Annotated in this window: 17 protein-coding genes and 2 pseudogenes; 9 read left to right on the plus strand and 10 right to left on the minus strand. The window is 34.3% G+C overall.

Features of this window, described 5'->3' with window-relative positions:
• Window positions 1–871: 871 nt before the first annotated feature.
• The 5 genes from J3U63_RS07555 to miaB all read right to left on the minus strand — a co-directional run bounded on the left by J3U63_RS07555 (window position 872) and on the right by miaB (window position 7,702).
• Entirely contained in the window at window positions 872–2,053 is a 1,182-nt protein-coding gene (locus J3U63_RS07555) for a serine hydrolase (RefSeq protein ID WP_267371159.1), read from the minus strand.
• Between the two features lie 14 nt (window positions 2,054–2,067).
• The gene (gene mrdB, locus J3U63_RS07560; RefSeq protein WP_267333993.1) at window positions 2,068–3,174 is read right to left on the minus strand and encodes a peptidoglycan glycosyltransferase MrdB; all 1,107 of its coding nucleotides are present in this window, start codon (window positions 3,172–3,174) and stop codon (window positions 2,068–2,070) included.
• Between the two features lie 2 nt (window positions 3,175–3,176).
• Entirely contained in the window at window positions 3,177–5,045 is a 1,869-nt protein-coding gene (mrdA, locus tag J3U63_RS07565; RefSeq protein ID WP_267371162.1) for a penicillin-binding protein 2, read from the minus strand.
• Window positions 5,046–5,132: 87 nt separating this feature from the next.
• Entirely contained in the window at window positions 5,133–6,155 is a 1,023-nt protein-coding gene (locus J3U63_RS07570) for a PhoH family protein (RefSeq protein WP_267333991.1), read from the minus strand.
• A gap of 119 nt (window positions 6,156–6,274) precedes the next feature.
• Window positions 6,275–7,702 (minus strand): tRNA (N6-isopentenyl adenosine(37)-C2)-methylthiotransferase MiaB, encoded by a 1,428-nt coding sequence (gene miaB / locus J3U63_RS07575; protein WP_065633739.1) that lies wholly within the window; start codon window positions 7,700–7,702, stop codon window positions 6,275–6,277.
• A gap of 624 nt (window positions 7,703–8,326) precedes the next feature.
• Here miaB and J3U63_RS07580 point away from each other — a divergent pair.
• On the plus strand, window positions 8,327–9,562 hold the full coding sequence (locus J3U63_RS07580; protein ID WP_323849460.1) for an N-acetylmuramoyl-L-alanine amidase: 1,236 nt from the start codon (window positions 8,327–8,329) through the stop codon (window positions 9,560–9,562).
• A 21-nt stretch (window positions 9,563–9,583) separates the two neighbouring features.
• Here J3U63_RS07580 and rsmG read toward each other — a convergent pair whose 3' ends face one another.
• The gene (gene rsmG / locus J3U63_RS07585) at window positions 9,584–10,183 is read right to left on the minus strand and encodes a 16S rRNA (guanine(527)-N(7))-methyltransferase RsmG (protein ID WP_267333988.1); all 600 of its coding nucleotides are present in this window, start codon (window positions 10,181–10,183) and stop codon (window positions 9,584–9,586) included.
• A complete protein-coding gene (mnmG, locus tag J3U63_RS07590) occupies window positions 10,161–12,053 on the minus strand; it encodes a tRNA uridine-5-carboxymethylaminomethyl(34) synthesis enzyme MnmG (RefSeq protein WP_267371168.1) in 1,893 nt (630 codons plus the stop codon). The genes rsmG and mnmG overlap by 23 nt, the downstream gene beginning before the upstream one ends.
• Window positions 12,054–12,629: 576 nt before the next feature.
• Between mnmG and hda the strand changes: the two genes are divergently transcribed.
• From hda to J3U63_RS13410, 3 genes and pseudogenes are all read left to right on the plus strand, one after another.
• Window positions 12,630–13,313 (plus strand): DnaA inactivator Hda, encoded by a 684-nt coding sequence (hda, locus tag J3U63_RS07595; protein ID WP_065633735.1) that lies wholly within the window; start codon window positions 12,630–12,632, stop codon window positions 13,311–13,313.
• A gap of 1 nt (window position 13,314) precedes the next feature.
• Window positions 13,315–14,094: a Cof-type HAD-IIB family hydrolase gene (locus J3U63_RS07600; RefSeq protein ID WP_267333986.1), complete on the plus strand. Its 780-nt coding sequence runs from the start codon at window positions 13,315–13,317 to the stop codon at window positions 14,092–14,094.
• Between the two features lie 387 nt (window positions 14,095–14,481).
• Window positions 14,482–14,682: pseudogene (locus J3U63_RS13410) on the plus strand (hypothetical protein); the annotation flags it as partial.
• Between the two features lie 5 nt (window positions 14,683–14,687).
• Here the strand turns inward: J3U63_RS13410 and J3U63_RS07605 are convergent.
• The 3 genes from J3U63_RS07605 to tusB all read right to left on the minus strand — a co-directional run bounded on the left by J3U63_RS07605 (window position 14,688) and on the right by tusB (window position 16,775).
• Window positions 14,688–15,794, minus strand: a complete 1,107-nt coding sequence (locus J3U63_RS07605) for an anhydro-N-acetylmuramic acid kinase (RefSeq protein ID WP_267371169.1) — start codon at window positions 15,792–15,794, stop codon at window positions 14,688–14,690.
• Between the two features lie 4 nt (window positions 15,795–15,798).
• Window positions 15,799–16,362 (minus strand): Sua5/YciO/YrdC/YwlC family protein, encoded by a 564-nt coding sequence (locus J3U63_RS07610; protein WP_267371170.1) that lies wholly within the window; start codon window positions 16,360–16,362, stop codon window positions 15,799–15,801.
• A 131-nt stretch (window positions 16,363–16,493) separates the two neighbouring features.
• The gene (gene tusB / locus J3U63_RS07615; RefSeq protein WP_267333983.1) at window positions 16,494–16,775 is read right to left on the minus strand and encodes a sulfurtransferase complex subunit TusB; all 282 of its coding nucleotides are present in this window, start codon (window positions 16,773–16,775) and stop codon (window positions 16,494–16,496) included.
• Window positions 16,776–16,905: 130 nt separating this feature from the next.
• Here tusB and tsaE point away from each other — a divergent pair, with 130 nt between their 5' ends.
• The 5 genes and pseudogenes from tsaE to hfq all read left to right on the plus strand — a co-directional run bounded on the left by tsaE (window position 16,906) and on the right by hfq (window position 21,461).
• The gene (tsaE, locus tag J3U63_RS07620; RefSeq protein WP_267367169.1) at window positions 16,906–17,379 is read left to right on the plus strand and encodes a tRNA (adenosine(37)-N6)-threonylcarbamoyltransferase complex ATPase subunit type 1 TsaE; all 474 of its coding nucleotides are present in this window, start codon (window positions 16,906–16,908) and stop codon (window positions 17,377–17,379) included.
• A gap of 60 nt (window positions 17,380–17,439) precedes the next feature.
• Window positions 17,440–18,144 (plus strand): annotated as a pseudogene (locus J3U63_RS07625) (N-acetylmuramoyl-L-alanine amidase); the annotation flags it as partial.
• Window positions 18,145–18,164: 20 nt separating this feature from the next.
• Window positions 18,165–20,000, plus strand: a complete 1,836-nt coding sequence (gene mutL, locus J3U63_RS07630; protein ID WP_267371172.1) for a DNA mismatch repair endonuclease MutL — start codon at window positions 18,165–18,167, stop codon at window positions 19,998–20,000.
• A gap of 2 nt (window positions 20,001–20,002) precedes the next feature.
• Window positions 20,003–20,914 carry a tRNA (adenosine(37)-N6)-dimethylallyltransferase MiaA gene (gene miaA, locus J3U63_RS07635; RefSeq protein WP_267371174.1) on the plus strand — a complete coding sequence of 304 codons (912 nt, stop codon included), beginning with the start codon at window positions 20,003–20,005 and terminating at the stop codon, window positions 20,912–20,914.
• A gap of 301 nt (window positions 20,915–21,215) precedes the next feature.
• Window positions 21,216–21,461 (plus strand): RNA chaperone Hfq, encoded by a 246-nt coding sequence (gene hfq / locus J3U63_RS07640; protein ID WP_065633726.1) that lies wholly within the window; start codon window positions 21,216–21,218, stop codon window positions 21,459–21,461.
• Window positions 21,462–21,475: the final 14 nt, after the last annotated feature.

A 21,475-nucleotide genomic window follows, 5' to 3' on the forward strand; every position in this document is an offset into this window, starting at 1 on the left:
TTTTATACCATATTTAGATAAGGTTTGCTAGCGTTATTTCTATAAAAATAGCAACAATAGTGTTATGCATTAAAAAGAAAGTAACCTCAAAAAATAAAAATTTGAATAAATTTCGTGAACTTACTAAGTATTTTTTTAATCCACAAATATAAACGCTAGCTTTATTAATACTGTGTGTTTACACGTTAAAAATTAGCTTTACTGTCATCTTGTTAGCTTATGTCGTTAGTCTTCATTCACTTTTTAATTATGCTTCTATTCTAATCGTATTAAGAATATACAATATCAACCGATAAAAAGATGTTATAACGAGTTAAAAGAGATATTACTAAGAGTAAGTTATATTAAAAAGCTTTTGTATCCTCATGCGTTAAAGATAAATTACCGTTATTTGCCGATTTTAGTGATTAAAAATTACGTGTAACAAATGACTTTTATCCCGACTTTAGCCACGCATAAAATAGTTAATATTTAGGCTAAACCGGCCAAAATTACTTTAGAAAAACGAGAGCTTATAGTAGATGAGCTAGATGTAACATCAATAGTTGCTGATCTTAAAAGTTTTAATGCGTTACATCTGGTAGATTTTTATACCGTTTGACATCGTAACGCTCTTCTTTTCAAAACGTTGTTGGTAAAATAATTTTATAATACCAGACAGTTATCTTTTTAAAAGGGATAAGTAATAAACAGGCAATGCTCGTAAATCAAGCAAGATAGAATAAATATTGTCGCGTGACTAACAAAGTAATAAGCGCTGTAAGAACGTTACCTTTGTGCTGTGAATAAGTTGACAAATTGTTTTATGTTATAAAAAACCATTCAATAAGTTTTGACTTATTAAATGGTTTAATAAAATTTAGTTAGATACTTAGTTAAATATTTGATTGAATTTTAAACAAATCCAATCCCATACCGATCCAAAGAATCCTGTTTCTTCAACATCTTGTAATGCAACTAATGGTTGTTCATTAATAATTTTGCCATCTAATAAAAACTGAATTTTACCTACACTGGTCCCTTTAGTAATAGGTGCGTAAATATAATCATCAATAATATATTGTACTTGTACATCAGCCGAACGCCCTTTTGGCACAGTAACATAAGCACCTTCAATTGCACCCAACTGAATTTTATTTTGATCGCCATACCAAATAGATTCTGTTGTTAATGGCGTACCTGCTTTGACTGGATTAGCTGTTTCGAAGAAACGAAATCCCCAAACTAATAACTTTTTACTCTCTTCTTCACGTCCTTTAAACGTGCGTCCACCTAATACAGCAGAAATTAAACGCGTATTACCATCAACAGCTGAGGCAACTAAATTATAACCAGCAGCATTGGTATGCCCAGTTTTAATACCATCAACATTTAAAGTGGTATCCCAAAGTAAACCATTTCGGTTTAATTGTGGTTTAGATAATGTGTAAGTAAACTCTTTTTCTTTATAAATAGCGTACTCGGAAGGTAAATCATGGATTAATGCTTTTCCTAAAAATGCCATATCTTTTGCTGTTGTATATTGCCCGGGTGCATCTAAGCCATGTACAGTTTCAAAATGCGTATGCTCTAAACCTATTTTTTTTGCATATTCATTCATTAAATTAACAAAAGCACCTTGGCTACCCGCAATATGTTCAGCCATTGCGATACAGGCATCATTACCAGATTGGATGATTATTCCTTTATTTAAATCAGAAACCGAAACCGTTTTACCCACTTCTAAAAACATCAATGATGAGCCTTTTAAAATAGGATTTCCTGTTGCCCAAGCATCTTTACTCACTACAACCATATCATCATTTTTGATACGCCCTGATTGTAATGCTTGGCCAACTACATAACTGGTCATCATTTTCGTTAAACTTGCTGGATCGCGTTGTTGTTCAGCATTATATTGCGCTAAAATTTCACCAGATTTAGCATCAATTAAAATATAAGATTCAGCATCTAATTGAGGAATAGCAGGAATAGGAAAAGCCATTTCAGCTGATGCCGAAGAACAAATTGCAAGCGCTAACAAAGCAAAAGATAATTTAAATTTCTTTTTCATTTAATTCAATTCCGTTAAATATTTTTAGATAACATGTATCGATGAGTGTGAATAGACATCATAATGCCAAAACTTGCCATTAATACGACTAAGGAAGAGCCACCATAACTTATTAGCGGTAATGGTACACCAACTACCGGTAAGATTCCACTAACCATACCAATATTAATAAAGACATAAACAAAAAACACTAAAATTAAACCACCCGAGAGTATACGACCAAATGTGGTTTGAGCTTGCGCCGCAATAACTAATCCACGGATAATTAAGCATAAAAATAACACTAATAGTATTATCGTGCCGATAAAACCAAACTCTTCAGCAATAACGGAAAAAATAAAGTCAGTATGTCTTTCCGGTAAAAATTCTAACTGAGATTGCGTGCCTTCAAGCCAGCCTTTACCCCAGATCCCGCCAGAGCCGATAGCGGTTTTAGATTGAATAATATGATAACCTGCACCACTAGGATCGAGTTCAGGATTAAATAACATTAATACTCGAAGTCGCTGATAATCATGCATAAGAAAAAACCACATTATCGGTAAAAATATCGCAATTAAAATAATAGCAATAAAAATAAATCGCCAATTGATGCCAGCTAAAAATATGATAAAAATACCTGACATAACAATTAAAATTGCAGTACCTAAATCTGGCTGCATAGCAACAAGTAAAGCAGGAACAGCAATAATAATTAAAGTTTGAAAGGTATTTTTTAATGGTGGTGGACAACCATCACGATGAATAAATTTAGCGACCATTAATGGGACAGCTATCTTAGCAATTTCAGAGGGTTGAAAGCGTAAAATACCTAAATCCAACCATCGCTGCGCACCTTTACTTACATAACCAAAAATATCGACCAATAACAACATCAATATACAGAACAAATATAAATATGGCGCCCATTTTTCAAAGGTTCTAGGCGAAAATTGCGCAATTGCAATCATGACAACATAACCAAGTAAAATTTGAATTACCCGTTTTTGCATCATATCAAAATCTTGACCAGTAGCACTCCAAAGAATATAAAGGCTATAGCCAAGTAATAGTGTAATAAATAAAAAAAATAGTGGATCGATATGGATTTTTTGCCAAAAAGTTTTTTTAATATTATTCATAATTAATCTTCATGCCCTGCATGTGATGGAGTTTCATCTAATTCCGTTGAATTATCGCCTAATAGATAGTAATCCAATATTTTTCGCGCGACGGCTCCGCCATTTGAGCTACCACCACCACCATTTTCAAGCACAATGGCTAACGCAATAGTTGGTTTATCAAAAGGAGCATAAGCAACAAACAACGCATGATCACGTAAGTGTTCAGGAATTTTATGGGCATTATAAACTTCATCTTCTTTTAAACCATAAACTTGTGCAGTGCCCGATTTACCAGCTGCTTGGTATTTTGCATCAGCATAAACTTTTCGAGCTGTTCCCCGTGCACCAAACATTACCCGATGCATGCCTTCTTTAGCTAATGCCCAGTAATTGGGATTAACATCAACTAAACTATTAGTTTCAATATAATTTTGTTGATTAACTGCAGGTGGATTCGAATTGGTATTTAAAATATCGCTCTTTTTATATAATAAAAAATGTGGCGTATAAGTTTTACCATTATTAATCAAAATAGTAAGTGCTTTAGCTAACTGTATAGGTGTTGCTGTCCAATAACCTTGGCCAATCCCTACCGGAATGGTGTCACCTTGTAACCAAGCTTTTTTATAACGTTGCATTTTCCATTCACGACTAGGCATAACGGCTTTATTTTCTTCATTTGGTGAAATATCAATACCGGTTCGTTCACCATAACCGAATTTAGTCATCCATTGATGTAAACGATCGATACCCATATCATAAGCAACTTGATAAAAATAGGTATCAACTGATTCTTCAATTGCTCTTAACACATCAACGCGCCCATGTCCCCATTTTAACCAGTCTCGATATCGTCTATCGGTACCAGGTAGTTGCCACCAACCCGGATCATTAATAGTCGATTTGGGTGTGACAACACCTTCACTTAAAGCGGCAATGGCAATATAGGGTTTTACTGTTGAAGCAGGCGGATAAGAGCCAAGTAATGCTCGGTTATAAAGAGGTTTATTAGGATCATTGAGTAATTCGCTATATTTAGCATTCGATATTCCACCAACAAACGGATTAGAATCGTAACTCGGACTTGAAACCAATGCTAAAATTTCACCATTATTAGGATCAATAGCAACCACTGCTGCTTTTCGGCCAGCAAGTAACTGTTCGATATAAAGTTGTAATTTAAGATTGATAGACAGGTAAATATCTTCACCAGCTTGTGGTGGATGCTGATTAAGTTGACGAACAATGCGCCCTCGACTATTAACTTCAACTTTTTCATATCCTGGCGTACCATGTAATACATCTTCGTAGTATTTTTCGATACCCATTTTACCTATATTAAAGGTTGCCACATAATCACTGGTTTTATTTTCATCATCTAAACGTTGTTTATCAGCAGTATTAATTTTTGAAATATAACCAATAATATGCGTTAATGATGCGCCAAATGGATAATAGCGATGCTGTATACCCACAATTGAAACATAAGGGAAACGATGTTGATCAACAACAAAACGCGCAATTTGCTTTTGAGTTAAATTGTCCTTAAGTGGCACCGCTCGATGAGCTTTATAATTACGGCGTTCTTTTTGAAAATTTTCAATATCTTCGTCAGTCAAATTAACAATATTTTTTAATTCATTAAATTGCTCATTAAGATTTTTGATTTTATCAGGAATAATATTGAGTTGATAAGTTATATTGTTAATGGCTAAGGGTGTGCCATTGCGATCATAAATCATTCCACGGCTAGGTGGAATGGGAATAATTTCGATACGATTATTATTCGATTTTGTACTGTAATAACTAAAATTAGAAATCTGCAAATCAGCTAAATTACCGAGTAAAACCGATATTAATAATAAGATAATAACAAAAGCAAATAACACTCGCCGCAAAAACAGGTTTGTTTCTGCCGAGTGATCTCGAATATTGCTTCTCTTTTTTTTACTTGAGATAGGGATAATATGACTCCTCTAAATACTTCTTTCGCCAGATTGATGCTTATGTTGTTCTTCCCAATTTTCATAAGCATTGACGATTCTTGCAACCACAGGATGACGAACAACATCTTCACTATTAAAAAAATTGAAGCTAATTTCGTCAACTTGGCTTAATACTTCAATTGCATGACGTAATCCAGATTTTTGATGGCGAGGTAAATCAATTTGCGTGATATCACCAGTAATGACTGCTTTAGAATTAAAACCAATACGGGTTAAAAACATTTTCATTTGTTCAATAGTCGTATTTTGGCTTTCATCCAAAATAATAAATGCGTCATTAAGAGTACGTCCACGCATATAAGCTAGAGGCGCAACTTCAATAACACTTTTTTCAATGAGTTTTTCAACCTTTTCAAAACCTAACATTTCAAATAAAGCATCATAAAGAGGACGTAAGTAAGGATCCACTTTTTGACTTAAATCGCCGGGTAAAAACCCCAGTTTTTCACCGGCTTCAACCGCAGGGCGAGTTAATACAATTCGACGAATTTGTTGCTTTTCCAAAGCATCAACCGCTGCGGCTACCGCTAAATAGGTTTTACCTGTTCCTGCCGGACCAATACCAAACGAGATATCATAATCTAACACATGCGCAATATATTGCGCTTGATTTGCTGTTCTGGGTTTGATTACACCACGCTTAGTTTTTATCATAACAAGCTTACCTGCTTGATAATCAACATAAGCAGGTAAGTGTTCACTTGCTTTTTCAAGTGCCCCAGATTCTTTGATAGCTAAATGAATCTGTTCTGGTTCAATATCAACTATTTTATTTTTTAATTTAGTTTGCTTATAAAGTACTTTTAAAATATCGTTGGCCGCAGTAACACAAATAGGATCACCGGTAATTGAAAATAGATTACCACGATGGTTAATTTCAATACCCAGTCGACGCTCTAATTGTTTTATATTGTCATTATAAGGACCACAAAGACTATTTAACCGCTGATTATCAGCCGGCTCAAGTAAAGTTTCACAAGTCAAAATATTCAATGATAAGTCCTCTAATAATTAAAATTAACTGCCAATGCGTTATTGATATAATATTTAATATTTTAACGCATTAAAAAGTGCACAGCATAGTGATAACACTTCACGATATTTTCTTATAGTTATGGATGATAAATACCCACCCCTAAATCATTTTCTTTACGCGTTCGTGAAATTACTGACATTGGCGATTGATTGACTCGTAAATCCATTTCATCTTCAGTACGAACCACTCTTCCTCGTAAGGAATTAGGATAAATATCAGTTATTTCTACATCAACAAATTTTCCAATCATATCTGGTAAACCTTCAAAATTAACAATACGATTATTTTCAGTACGTCCTGTTAATTCCATTAAGTTTTTCTTCGAAGGTCCTTCAACCAAAATACGTTGCACAGTATTTAACATGCGGCGACTAAATTGCATCGCTTGTTGATTAATGCGCTCTTGCAATATATATAAACGCTGTTTTTTCTCGTCTTCAGAAACATTATCTTCCATTTCGGCTGCTGGCGTACCTGGTCGTGCTGAATAGACAAAGCTATAACTTAAATCAAAATTTACATCAGCAATGAGTTTCATGGTTTGTTCAAAATCTTCTTGGGTTTCACCAGGGAATCCAACAATAAAGTCTGAACTAATTTGAATGTCAGGACGAACTTTGCGTAATTTACGAATAATTGATTTATATTCAATAGCGGTATGTGTGCGTTTCATCAGATTTAACACACGATCTGAACCACTTTGTACCGGCAAATGTAAAAAGTTAACTAATTCTGGCGTATCACGATAAACATCGATAATATCATCAGTAAATTCAATTGGATGACTGGTTGTAAAACGAATACGATCAATACCATCAATAGCCGCAACTAAGCGTAGTAGTTCAGCAAAAGAACAGATATCACCATCAAATGTTGGACCGCGGTAAGCATTTACATTTTGACCGAGTAAATTGACTTCACGAACACCTTGTTCAGCAAGTTGAGCTATTTCATAAATAACATCATCACATGGCCTACTGACTTCTTCACCTCGAGTATAAGGTACCACACAGTAAGTACAATATTTATTACATCCTTCCATAATCGATACAAAAGCTGTTGGCCCTTCACTGCGCGGCTCTGGCAAACGGTCAAATTTTTCAATTTCAGGAAAGCTGACATCAACAACATGATTACCTTTACCACTACGAACTTGCTCAATCATTTCAGGCAGACGATGGAAAGTTTGTGGTCCGAAAATAATATCAACAAATGGTGCGCGTTTACGAATATGTGCACCTTCTTGTGAAGCAACACAACCACCTACCCCAATAATAATATTTGGATTATGTTGTTTTAAGTTTTTCCAACGACCTAATTGATGGAATACTTTTTCTTGGGCTTTTTCACGAATAGAGCAAGTATTGAGTAATAAAATATCTGCTTCTTCTGCATTTTCTGTTAAAGTTAAACCGTGGGTGGATTCAAGGAGATCTGCCATTTTAGTTGAATCATATTCATTCATTTGGCAGCCCCAAGTTTTGATATGTAGTTTTTTGCTCATCAATAACTCAGCTATATTTAATTGTTAAAATGAAAACGGGTTTAAATCCGCGATTTTAGCGTGCCATATTGTAATCCTTTGTAATAGTAGGGTCTATAATAAAAATGAAAAATAACAAAACAAAGTAACGTATTGGATTTTTTTATTGAATATAGCAATATGTTAGAAAAAATTTAACAGTAAAAAATAGGCTATTTTGCTAACTAAAAACATTACCAATCAATTTACTATTTAGCGTTTAGTCAAAATTTATCGTAAAGATAATTTTGCTATAACTGATTTATTAATAACGTAATTTTTAATTTTTCTAGTCGTGTAAAATAAGTAGGTAAACTGAAAAATGCATGATAACGCCAATTTGATTACTTCCTATTTTCATCAAAAATATAAATTTCATTATTTAAAAGTTTTAACAGACAGCACCAACAGAACCAAATTGATTAAACCTGAGTTAAATATAATCCTAACCTGAATAAAAAATATCAAGGCCGCGGCTATAACATAATCAATTGATAACTTATCACATAAAAAAGCTAATTAAAGATGAGAATCATTCTTTTTAATATCAATATATTTTATGCTATTATTCACGATCAATTTATTTAGAAAATAATGTGTTTAGATATGTCAAAAACATTTAGTCCAACAAAACGCCTACTCATTAAAGGTATTATTGCGACATGTTTATTATCTGTCACAAAAGTAGGTTTTGCAGCAAACTTAGCTCAGGTCATAGCTGTTAGAGTTTGGCCTTCATCGACCTATACTCGAATAACATTAGAATCGAATGTAAATTTAAAATTCAAACACACTTTATTGACCAATCCAGACAGGCTTGCCATTGATATTGAGAATATTAATTTAGATGCTACTTTAAAAAAGATTTCATCTAAAGTATTACCTCGAGATCCCTATATCAAATCAATAAGTGTTGCCCAACTTGATTCAAAAAAAGTTCGAATCATGATCAATTTGAAGCAAGGTATTCAACCCAATACCTTTAGCTTATCGCCTGTAGCTGAATTTAAACATCGTTTAGTCATCGATCTTTATCCATCTAAACCTTCATCAGCAACAGATGATGATCCTTTGCTTGCATTATTAGAAGAGTATAAAAAAGGCGATCTTAATAAAAAACAATCTCAGATCAAAACAACAGCCAATAAAAGCAAAAACGCACCTATTATTGTTGTTCTCGATCCTGGACATGGAGGTGAAGATCCTGGTGCTATTGGTAATAATAAGACGCGTGAAAAAGATGTCGTATTACAAATTGCCCGTCGAGCTTACAGTTCTTTGAAAAAAGAACCTAATATAAAAGTCTACATGACTCGTAATGAGGATGTCTTTATACCATTAAAAGTAAGAGTAGCCAAAGCTCGATCATTACACGCTGATATTTTTATTTCTATTCATGCCGATGCCTTTGCCAGCCCATCAGTAAAAGGATCGTCAGTATTTGCCTTATCCACACGCGGCGCAAGTAGCTCAGCAGCTAGCTATTTAGCACAAACACAAAATGAAGCCGACCAAATAGGTGGCGTTAGCCGTAGTGGTGATAAATATTTAGATAATACCATTTTGGATTTAGTACAAAAAACCACACTGAGCAATGGTATATTACTCGGCAATGCAATTTTAAATCGAATGAAAAGTGTCAATAAATTACATAAACCGTCACTTGAAAAAGCCGGATTTGCTGTATTAAAAGCACCGGATATTCCTTCGGTTTTAGTCGAAACTGCTTTTATTAGTAATGCTACAGAAGAACAAAAATTAAAAACAGCTTCGTTCCAAAATCAAGTATCTAAAGCAATCGTAGATGGGATTAAAGATTACGTCAAAAGACGTAAAAACTAGTAGTAGTAATTAAATATAACACTATTGAATTATCACTAAATGTCTTTCCGCATCTAATTGAGGAATAGTCAATTTAATATTTTGTTTAAGCATAAAACCATCCGGAATGGTGTCGATCTCACTGCCTTTAAGCGCATAAAAAGCACCATGTTCATTAGGTAAATGTTTACACCAATTAAGCATATCTTGCAGGGAAGCAAAAGCACGACTAATCACACCGTCAAACTTTTTATCGCAATATTGTTCAATTCGACTTTGTACTGGATGTATATTAGTTAACTTTAATTCAAATTGAACTTGTTTTAAAAAACGAATTCGTTTACCTAAACTGTCAACGAGATCAAATTGTTTTTCAGGGTTGATAATTGCTAATGGAATGCCAGGTAAACCTGGCCCTGTTCCAACATCAATAAACGTTTTACCTTCTAAATAAGGCGATACAACAAGACTATCCATAATATGCTTAACTAACATTTCGTTAGGATCTCGCACGGCAGTTAAATTGTAAGCTTTATTCCACTTATGTAACATTTCAACATAATTAATTAACAGATCTATTTGCTGATCAGAGATCAAAAGATCGGTTTGATCAATTAGATTAGTGAGTTTCTTTTTTAACATAATTTTTCTTTTTTAAGTAAACCAGTAACATTGAAATAGCAGCAGGCGTAATACCCGAAATACGTGAAGCTTGCCCAATAGAAACAGGTTTATGTTGTTTTAATTTAGCCACCACTTCATTAGATAACCCTGATATTTCTGCATAATCAATATGCGCAGGAATCAATGTTTGTTCATTACGTTTTTGACGCTCTATTTCTTCAATTTGTAGTTTGATATAACCATCATACTTGACTTGAATTTCAACTTGTTCAGCCGCTTGCGGATCGCTTAACCCTGGCGCAAACAGTGATAGTTTTTTTAACGTTTGATAATTCATTTCAGGGCGTTTTAGTAGCTCTTCGCCATTGGCTTCTTTGGTTAAATTAGCACTTAAGACCGCATTCACTTCATCAATGGTTTCGATGTGAGGGTGAACCCAAATATCACGCAGACGTGCCCTTTCTTGTTCCACTGCTTCAAATTTTTCATTAAATTTTTGCCAACGGTAATCATCAACCATCCCTAATTTACGTCCGATTTCAGTTAAGCGAATATCGGCATTATCTTCACGTAACATCAAGCGATATTCGGCACGAGATGTAAACATGCGGTAAGGTTCGTTTGTGCCTAATGTACAAAGATCATCAACCAAAACGCCCAAATAAGCTTGATCACGTGTTGGATACCATTGATCTTGATCATATACAAATCTTGCTGCATTTAACCCAGCTAGCATTCCTTGGGCCGCGGCTTCTTCATAACCTGTTGTGCCGTTGATTTGACCGGCTAAAAATAGCCCTTTGATCACTTTACTTTCTAACGTTGGTTTAAGATCTCTTGGATCAAAATAATCATATTCGATCGCATAACCGGGCCTTACAATATTCGCATTTTCAAGCCCTTTCATACTACGTACAAATGCAAGCTGGGTATCAAAAGGTAGACTTGTTGAGATCCCATTTGGATAGATTTCATTACTATCTAATCCTTCTGGTTCCAAATAGATCTGATGGGAATTACGATCAGCAAAACGCATGATCTTATCCTCAATGGAAGGGCAGTATCTTGGTCCGACACCTTCAATAACCCCTGTGTACATAGGACTGCGATCTAAACTGTTACGAATGATCTCATGTGTGGTTTCGTTAGTACTTGTTATATAACATGGGATCTGCCTTGGATGTTCACTAGCCTGACCTAAAAATGAGAATACTGGAACGGGATCATCGCCATATTGTGTACCAAGTTTTGAAAAATCGATGGTTCTTGCATCAATACGAGGTGGTGTACCTGTTTTTAAACGACCCATTCTAAATGGATATTGATGCAATGATTTTGATAAACCAATTGATGCTGGATCGCCGGTTCTTCCCCCGCTGTAATTGTCTAAACCTATGTGGATCTTTCCATCTAAAAAGGTGCCTGCTGTTAATACTACGGCTTTCGCTCTGAAAGATACGCCCATTTGAGTTTTTACACCTGTGATTTGATCGTTTTCGATGATCACATCTTCAACTGATTGTTGAAATAGCATTAAATTAGGTTGGTTTTCAAGTGTTGTTCGGATCACTTTTCGATAAAGCGATCGATCTGCCTGAGCGCGAGTAGCTCGCACAGCAGGTCCTTTACTACTATTTAAGATCCTAAACTGGATCCCTGCTAGATCAATAGCGTGTGCCATGAGTCCGCCCATTGCATCGATCTCTTTTACTAGATGCCCTTTACCAATACCACCAATTGCAGGGTTACAAGACATTTGACCTAACGTATTGATATTATGGGTTAATAGTAGTGTTTTTCTGCCCATTCTAGCTGATGCCATTGCTGCTTCTGTTCCTGCATGGCCGCCACCAACAATAATGACATCAAAAAGATCTGGATAAAACATAAAAGCCTCGTTGTTTTTATTTATATACTGATGATCGTCGTTTTGGATCAGGTGATTTGGGTTTATTTAGCGTTAGGAATTGTACTCATCTTTTTGATTACGTCAAATGATCTATTTTGATCGCTATTTAAATTAAATAAGATCTTTTATTTGATCTTTTTATTTTTATTGTTATTAGTTTAGATGACTTCTGTTGATAACTTAGTTTTGCCATTATTATTTAGGATCTTAGTTGTGATCTAATGCTGTTAATTGATCGGATCTTTTTGGATTTAGACTTGTTTATAACTATTGTATTTATCCACAATTGTTTTTGTCTTTAAGGTTATTAATCCGATTATAACAGCTTATTAGCCGTATTTATCACAAAGTTATCCACAAAAAATAAGTTTGTTTGCTTAAATTTTGATATATTAGTGATGATGTTTTAAACACTGCTATTTGATCTGTATTGCTCAATTTAACTTATTAAGTAAGATGGTTATTGTGCTTGATTTGTTTTATACAAAAGTGATTGATTTTTGTGGTAGCAAATTTATACTTATCATGAAATTATTTTTATTGTGAGGTTATTTTATTACTCTTTCACAGTTACCTTTACCTTTTTCTTTATCTAATAGTGAAACTTTTGATAGTTTTTATGTGGGCGATAATCAATTATTGTTCGATTCGTTACAAGCTTTATTTGATAAGCCAGGTTTCAATGTTTTTTATATGTGGTCGGCAAGTGCTTCTGGTAGGACTCATTTGTTGCATGCTTCAAATCAAAATAAGTTAGCCAGTTATATTCCTTTAAAGCAGTATTACCATCTTGTTCCCGAAATTTTACAAGGCTTGGATAATTATGATTTAGTGTGTTTAGATGATATTGATGCTATAGCAGGTCACAGAGATTGGGAAGAGGCTATTTTCGATTTATTTAATCGTTTAACTGAGAAAAATGTAAGTAAGTTATTAATTACAGCTAATGCACCGCCTAAACAGATTTGTTTTACTTTACCTGATTTGGTTTCTCGATTATCTTGGGGACAAGTTTATCAATTAAAAGAATTGAGTGATGATGATAAGCTTAAAGCTTTACAATTAAGAGCTAAATTAAGTGGTTTTGAATTATCAACCGAAGTTGGATTGTTTTTATTAAAACGTGTTAATCGTGATATGCGTACACTGTTTTCTTTATTAGAAAAGTTTGAAGTTGCAACGCTTGCTCAACAACGTAAGTTAACTATTCCTTTTATTAAATATATTTTGGATTTGTAGTATGAGTAAAAAGCCTGAAGCTATCGTTTTTTTTGATTTAGACGGAACACTATTTAATAGTCAAATTGAAGTTTTACCGAGTTCTTATCAAGCTATAAATAAGCTTAAACAAAATAATATTATTCCCATGTTGGCGACGGGACGAACGCCTTGTGAAGTCGTTGACTTGATGCATAAAACACAAATCGATTCAATTGTTGGAATGAATGGTCAAGTGGTACTTTATCAAGGTGAAACGGTCTTTACAAATAATATTGATAAAGATGTGATAGCTAGAATTTATCAATTTTCCAAACAACAAATGGATATACCTCTCTCTTTTTATAATTATGAAATTATGCGTGTTTCGCAAGATAGTCAACCTGCTAAGGTATTTTATCATTATTTAAAACAACCCGTTCCTCCCGTTGATGATCAGATCTATTTAAATCAACCTATTCAAATGTTATTGCTGTTATGTGAATCAGGCGAAGAACATTATCGTGATCTATTTCCTGAATTGACCTTTATTCGTAATACCCCCTATTGTGTTGATGTTTTTAATCACGGTGGTTCTAAAGGAAATGGCATAACTCAGTTATTACAGCGAAAAGGGTTCACCGATGTACCAACTTATGCATTTGGTGATGGAATGAATGATTTCGAGATGTTCTTAACAGTTGATCATCCAATCGCCATGGCTAATGCCGTTGATGGGCTAAAAGCACATGCTGAATTTATCACTGATGATAATAATAATGATGGAATCGCTAAAGCTTTACAGAAATTTGGTTTGATTTAATTTTATTAAAAATAAAAATAATTTAATTTATCTATAATGATATTTAGATTAATATCTTTTTACTAAAGCAGTTATTATAATCATAACTAGCGGGTTATTTTACTCGTGCTCTCATTTTTGGTGTTGTGTCTTGTTTAATCTATCTGATTTTATGAATTACTTGAGTGTGAATTGATTTGTCTAGTTTTATGCAGTAAGTAAACAAGAGACTTACTCACCTATAGGGTTATGAAAAGTATGACTTGTTTTGGTTAATGATTAAAGTAACAAAAATTTAGTCAATAGCATTGAATTTAGCCAATACACACCTAAAACTATAATCAGTAAAGATGCTTTTTTCGCTAAGCTTGACGAGGTTAAACGCCTAATGGGAAAGATGATGAAGAGTCAGAGCTTGGTTTAAGGTGTTTTGTTGTATCTATTTATGATCGTTTAAGTAACATTCTTGCCGCGTTAAGTTTATTAACGTCTATTTTTAGGTGTAATACGGCTGAAGATGGGGTTAAATTAATTATCAAAATTAACCAATATGCCGCAAAAATTTCTGAGTTGATTGGTTATAATAAACAGGCAAAATCATCTTATTAATTCTTTTATTGGTATAAAACGCCTAAGCATACTGCTTGGCTTGCTCCTGTCACTTCAGGAATGTTGGATGGAATATGATTGATTCGACAATAAGCAAGCCATGCAAATGCAATTGCTTCCATATCATCACCGTTTATTCCTTTGTCATTTGTGGTTAATACTGCCCAGTTAGGTAATAATGTCGATAATCTTTGCATAATCAGTGGGTTTTTAGCACCACCACCACATACCAATAATTCGCAAGGTAAATTGTTACTGATGGGTAATTTTTCAATTTCATGTTTAATAGATACTGCAGTTAATGCCACTAAGGTTGCTTGAACATCTTGTGCCTTTAAATTCATGCCTGTCAGTTTTTTATGTAACCACGGTAAGTTAAATAATTCGCGCCCAGTGCTTTTAGGTGCAGGTAATTTGAAATATGCTTCATCAAGTAACTTATTTAATAAGTTTTGTTGAATGTGACCTGTTTTTGCCCACATCGCATCTTTATCATAGCTTTGATTAAGATTTTCATTTATCCAGCCATCAAGTAATACATTACCCGGCCCCGTGTCGTATCCAATGACTGTTTGATTAGGAATTAAGACAGAAATATTACTAATGCCGCCAATATTTAATATGACTCGATTGATTTGTGGATCTTGTAGTACTGCTTTATGAAAAGCAGGTACTAGTGGAGCACCTTGTCCACCATAAGCCATGTCTTTACGGCGAAAATCGGCAATGGTGATAATGCCAGTTTTAGCGGCAATAATATTGGCATCACCAATTTGCATGGTAAAAGGATTATTACCTGTTGGTTGATGGTAAATTGTTTGCCCATGACAGCCAATCGCTTTAATTTGATTTTTATTGATATGATTGTTTTGTAAAAATTGATTGATACTATTAGCAAATAATAGTCCAAGTTGATGATCAAGCTGACCTAAATCTTGTAATGTTGTCTGTTTTGTGTCGCATAGTGTTAGTAATTGTTGTTTAATTGAATTTGGCATCGGATAACAATCACTGATAATGGATGTGACTTTTCCTGCTTTGATATCAACTAGCGCGATATCAATTCCATCCATACTTGTTCCCGACATTACGCCAATATATAAATTTTGCATAACACTATCCTTGCCTAATAATTTGTCCTGTTTTGATATCTCTAATTTCAGAGGGCTGTGAGCGTTGCCCTGTTTCACCTTGTAAAATAGGCAATGTGTCACCAAATTGTTTAGTTACTTCAATTACGCTTCGACAAGGTTCATGACCAGAAAGATTGGCACTGGTTGAGACTAATGGTTTTCCAAATAGATCGCAAAGTTGGCAAACTAAGGGATGATTTGTTACTCTTACCGCAATTGAATTATATTGCCCCGTTAAAAAATAAGGCGTGGTTTTATTTTTGGGCATAAGCCAAGTAATAGGACCTGGCCAACTGGCAATTGCTTTTTGTTGTTGCTCTATTGTTAACGCTGCTTCATCTATATAAGGGATAAGTTGTTTAAAATGGCTAGCAATTAAAATCAACCCTTTATCAATTGATCGTTGCTTTAGTTGTAATAGTGTCATTACTGCCGATTGGCAATCAGGATCACAACCTAATCCAAAAACAGCTTCGGTTGGATAGGCAATGACTTCCCCTTTTTTTAATCGAGCACTTGCTTGTGATAAAGTTAATAAATTGGTCATTAATATCAGCTATTCATTAAAACACAGTTGAATTTATATTAAACTGCAAGATTTAGATTTGCAAATGTGCCAATTTTGTTTTGATACGTGGTTATTTAAGAATAATGAATTCTTTTAATGATATTAAAAGATTATTCCCAATTTATTTGTGGATAATACTTAGCAGTCAATTCAACTACTTGTTGCATAGTGATGATTTCAAGCCTTACATCGATGAATTGACTAATGCCACGAGCAATAATATCGTTGTCAAGTACATAACAATGCGTGGTTTTTTGTAAAATATCATTCAGTAAGGGATTATTTTGACAAGCAATCATAACGCCATTTTGCCAAAAAAGTACGGCATCTTGCGTAGATATGAGTGTTGTATCAATATTTGCTGAGTGATGAGTTGAAATTGTATGTAACATTTTTCCACTTTTTACTAAAATATCTATTTTACTTTGAATTTTTAAGAAAAAAGCAAGTTAACCTTGCTTGGTACATCTTTAATGGTTATTAGTATATAATAAGGATCATTTATTGAGCAAAGAATTCGTTATGAAACCGATTATTTTAGCTAACGAGCAAGAAACAATTTTATTGGGTAAACAGCTTGCTGAGCAATGTTTAAATTATTTATCTAATCACAATAGTGCGATAGTTATCTACTTAATTGGCGATCTTGGTGCGGGTAAAACAACGTTTAGTCGAGGATTTTTACAACAACTTGGTCATAAAGGTAATGTTAAAAGTCCTACTTATACTTTAGTTGAACCTTATCATTTTAACGATTTTTCAGTTTATCATTTTGATTTATATCGATTAGCTGATCCTGAAGAATTAGAGTTTATGGGCATACGCGAATATTTTTCTTCTCGATCAATTTGTTTAATTGAGTGGCCAAAGCAAGCACAAGGCATATTACCCATTGCCGATATTGAAATCCATTTGTCTTATTTAGCGCTTGAACGCAGTGTTTGTTTACAAGCAAATACCAAAACAGGTCAGTCAATTATTAATTTATTACATTAACAATTAGCGAAAATACTGATGAAAAAATTAATGGCTTTTTTTATGCTTTTGCTACTTTGTAGCTCAGCTAATGCCGCTAAAGTGATTATAGCTGTTGATGCTGGGCATGGCGGTAAAGATTCTGGTGCAATAGGTAAACATAATCTTTATGAAAAAACAGTGACTTTTTCTATTGCTAAAAAGCTTACCAATTTATTAAATAATGATCCTAATTTTAAAGGGGTTTTAACACGCAGTAGTGATAATTTTATTTCGGTATCGCAGCGTTCAGATATCGCGCGTAAAAACAAAGCTAATTTACTTGTGTCAATTCATGCTGATGCAGCGCCAAATCGAAGTGCTTCTGGCGCATCCGTTTGGGTATTGTCAACTAAACGTGCGGATACTGAACTGGGGCGTTGGCTAGAACAAGATGAAAAACAGTCTCAGCTATTAGGCGGAGCTGGTGATGCGCTTAGTGATGACCATAATCGTCATTTAAGCCAGGCGGTATTAGATCTACAATTTTCCTATTCTCAGCGTGTAGGATATGAATTAGCAACACAAGTTATTAAAGAGATGAGTGGATCAATCAAACTGCATAAACGTAAACCTGAACATGCTAGTTTAGGTGTATTACGGTCTCCGGATATCCCTTCTATTTTGGTTGAGGTTGGCTTTATATCTAATGAAACAGAGGAAAGTTTACTTGCTAGTAATACTCACCAAGATAAGATTGCAAGAGCAATTTATCAGGGTATAAAAAACTATGTAAAACAAAATCCTAAATTTGGAGAACGGCACTAATGGCAATACATATTCTATCACCACAATTGGCCAATCAAATTGCCGCTGGTGAGGTGGTAGAAAGGCCGGCATCTGTTATTAAAGAATTAGTCGAAAATAGTCTTGATGCAGGTAGTACGCAAATTGATATTGATCTCGAACAAGGTGGTTGTAAGTTAATCCGTGTTCGTGATAATGGTTTTGGTATTGCTAAAGAGGAATTAGCATTAGCTTTAGCCCGTCATGCCACCAGTAAAATTAGTACACTAGATGATTTAGATTCAATTATTAGCCTTGGATTTCGTGGTGAGGCGCTAGCGAGTATCAGTTCAGTATCTCGATTGACGTTAACTTCCCGCACCGCCCAGCAATCCGAAGCTTGGCAAGTTTATGCCGAAGGTCGCGATATGAAACCGGTTATTAAACCTGCGGCTCATCCCGTAGGATCAACGGTTGAAGTCTTGGATTTATTTTATAATACACCCGCGCGTCGTCGTTTTTTGAAAACCGACAAAACCGAATTTATGCATATTGAAGAGTTTGTTCGTAGAATTGCTTTAGCGCGTCCTGATGTCTCTTTTAATTTGCAACATAATGGTAAACTGGTTAAACAATACCGATCATCCACACTTGAAAAAAGGGTTGAATTAGTTTGTGGTCGAGAATTTATGCAAAAAGCAGTTAAACTCGATTGGCAGCATAATGATTTACTTATTCAAGGATGGGTCGCTAGTAACGATGTTAGTGATCTGCAATATTTTTATGTTAATGGTCGTGTTATTAAGGATAAATTACTCAATCATGCTTTGCGTCAAGCTTATATTAGTCAAACTCATGAGCAGCAAAGTTATGTTGTCTTTTTACAACTTGATCCAAAACAGGTTGATGTTAATGTACATCCTGCTAAACATGAAGTTCGTTTTCATGAAGCACGTTTAGTTCATGATTTTGTTTATCAAGCTATTATGATGGCATTGGAATCCCATTTGTCTATTACGACTCAAGCGCCAGTCATTACCCCTAATCGCCAAGCTGCGGGGGGGAATATTTTTAATCAATTGGCTCAACCTAAAAATTATCAAGCTAACAGTCAACCAACAAAAAAATCGGGTAATTTTGCTAGAGAAAATACACTATATGGTCAATTAATTGATGTTGCTAAATCGGTTGAAACTAAACCGGAGCCAGCAAGATTATCTCACCAAGAAGATCAAATGACTGAGGGGCAAAAAGCGGTGATTGATGCGTTGTTTCCACAGCGAAGTACATCTTTACATTCCTTACAACAGCAGCTTGATAGTTCATCATTAGTACAATTTGGTCGCGTGTTAACGGTTATTCAACCAGATATAGCATTGCTTGAAAAGTTTGAAGATAATCAGCAAAAATTTATGTTGATGAAATTGCCTGTTGCTCAACAAAAATTTTCGGCAATTAAATTATTATCTCAAGATTCTGAAAAATTATTGATTCCATTGACCATTTTAATCAATCATAAAGAACAACAAGCATTAACCAATTATCAACCTCAACTTAATTTTTTAGGATTTGATTTTTATATCGACAAAGCAAAACTACATTTGCAAAGCGTACCTAAAATGCTTAGAACGATGAATTGGCAGCAAATATTACCTGCTTTATTGGCATTGATTTCATCGTCAAAGGAAGATGCATTAGATCCGACCAAAATTGCAGATTGGCTAGCGAGTCAATGTGATAATACTCAAGCAGTAAGTTGGAGTGTGACCAAAGTGATCCAATTACTTGCACAGCTAGAGCAAATTGATAGCAATTTATTGCAACTAGAAACATTTTTACATCCTATTGATCTTCAATCTTTTATAAAATCCATGTAACTATGAATAAAGCAAAAGTTATTTCATTAATGGGGCCAACGGCTTCAGGTAAAACCGCATTTGCAATGGCCCTTTATGAACGTTATCCAATTGATATTATAAGTGTCGATTCAGCACTGATTTATCGTGATATGGATATTGGTACGGCCAAACCAACGAAACAAGAGCAGTTAAACTACCCACATAAATTAATTGATATATGTGATCCAGCAGAAAGTTACTCTGCCGCCAATTTTAGGCATGATGCTCTAATTGAAATTGAAAAAACGCTAAAAAAAGGGCGAATTCCATTGTTAGTTGGTGGAACAATGTTGTACTTTAAAGCGTTGCTTGAAGGGTTATCACCTTTACCTGTAGCTAACAGTGAAATTCGGCAACAAATAGAAGAAAAGGCCAATAAATTTGGTTGGCAAGTGATTCATGAAGAATTAAAAAAAGTTGATCCTGTTTCTGCTCAAAGAATTCATCCAAACGATCCACAGCGTCTTAATCGTGCTTTAGAAGTGTATTTAATTTCGGGTAAGAGTTTAACCGAACTTACCCAAGAAAGTGGTGAAGCATTACCTTACGATGTGATGCAGTTTGCCATTATGCCTTCAGATCGCGCGGAGTTACATCAGCGTATTGAACAACGTTTTTTACAGATGCTCGATCAAGGATTTGAAAATGAAGTGAAAGCGCTAAAATTACGACCTGACTTGCATTTAAATTTACCTTCGATGCGTTGTGTTGGCTATCGGCAAATGTGGGAGTATTTAGAGGGTCAAAGTAGTTATGATGAAATGGTGTTTAAAGGTATTTGTGCAACACGTCAATTAGCAAAAAGGCAAATTACTTGGCTACGTGGTTGGAAACAACCTGTTACATGGTTAAATCCTGATAATATGGATAAGGTTTTCGATCAGCTTTTTTAGGTTTGAAAATATTTTTTACTTTTTATTACTTTACTTTTTACCTCGAAATTGTTTTTTCAAAATGTAAAAAAGTTTTAGGTTAACATAATATTTTAGTATTTTTTTTTGTTTGATTAGTGTAAATTTATTAAAATTTTAGTTATTTGTGCATAAATTATTGTTGACCAGTTCAAGAGCTGAGTTTTTTATGTTATTTTGGTAAATAGACATAAGTACTTTATGTTTTAGTTAAATTAAATATTTTTAAAAAGTACGATTATATTATCTTCATATTATTATTTTCATCTTAAAGGATAAACTCATGTCAAAAGGGCAGTCATTACAAGATCCTTATTTAAATTTGCTTCGTCGCGAGCATATTCCTGTATCCATTTATTTAGTTAACGGTATTAAATTACAAGGGCAAATTGAGTCATTTGATCAGTTTGTTATTTTATTAAAAAATACTGTAAGCCAAATGGTATATAAACATGCCATCTCAACAGTTGTACCATCAAGATCTATCTCTGGATTGGTGACTCAACCTGAAGAGGAAAGCGAAAGCTGATTAATTCAGTGGAG

Source organism: Gilliamella sp. B2838 (assembly GCF_026536185.1).
Classification (GTDB): domain Bacteria; phylum Pseudomonadota; class Gammaproteobacteria; order Enterobacterales; family Orbaceae; genus Gilliamella.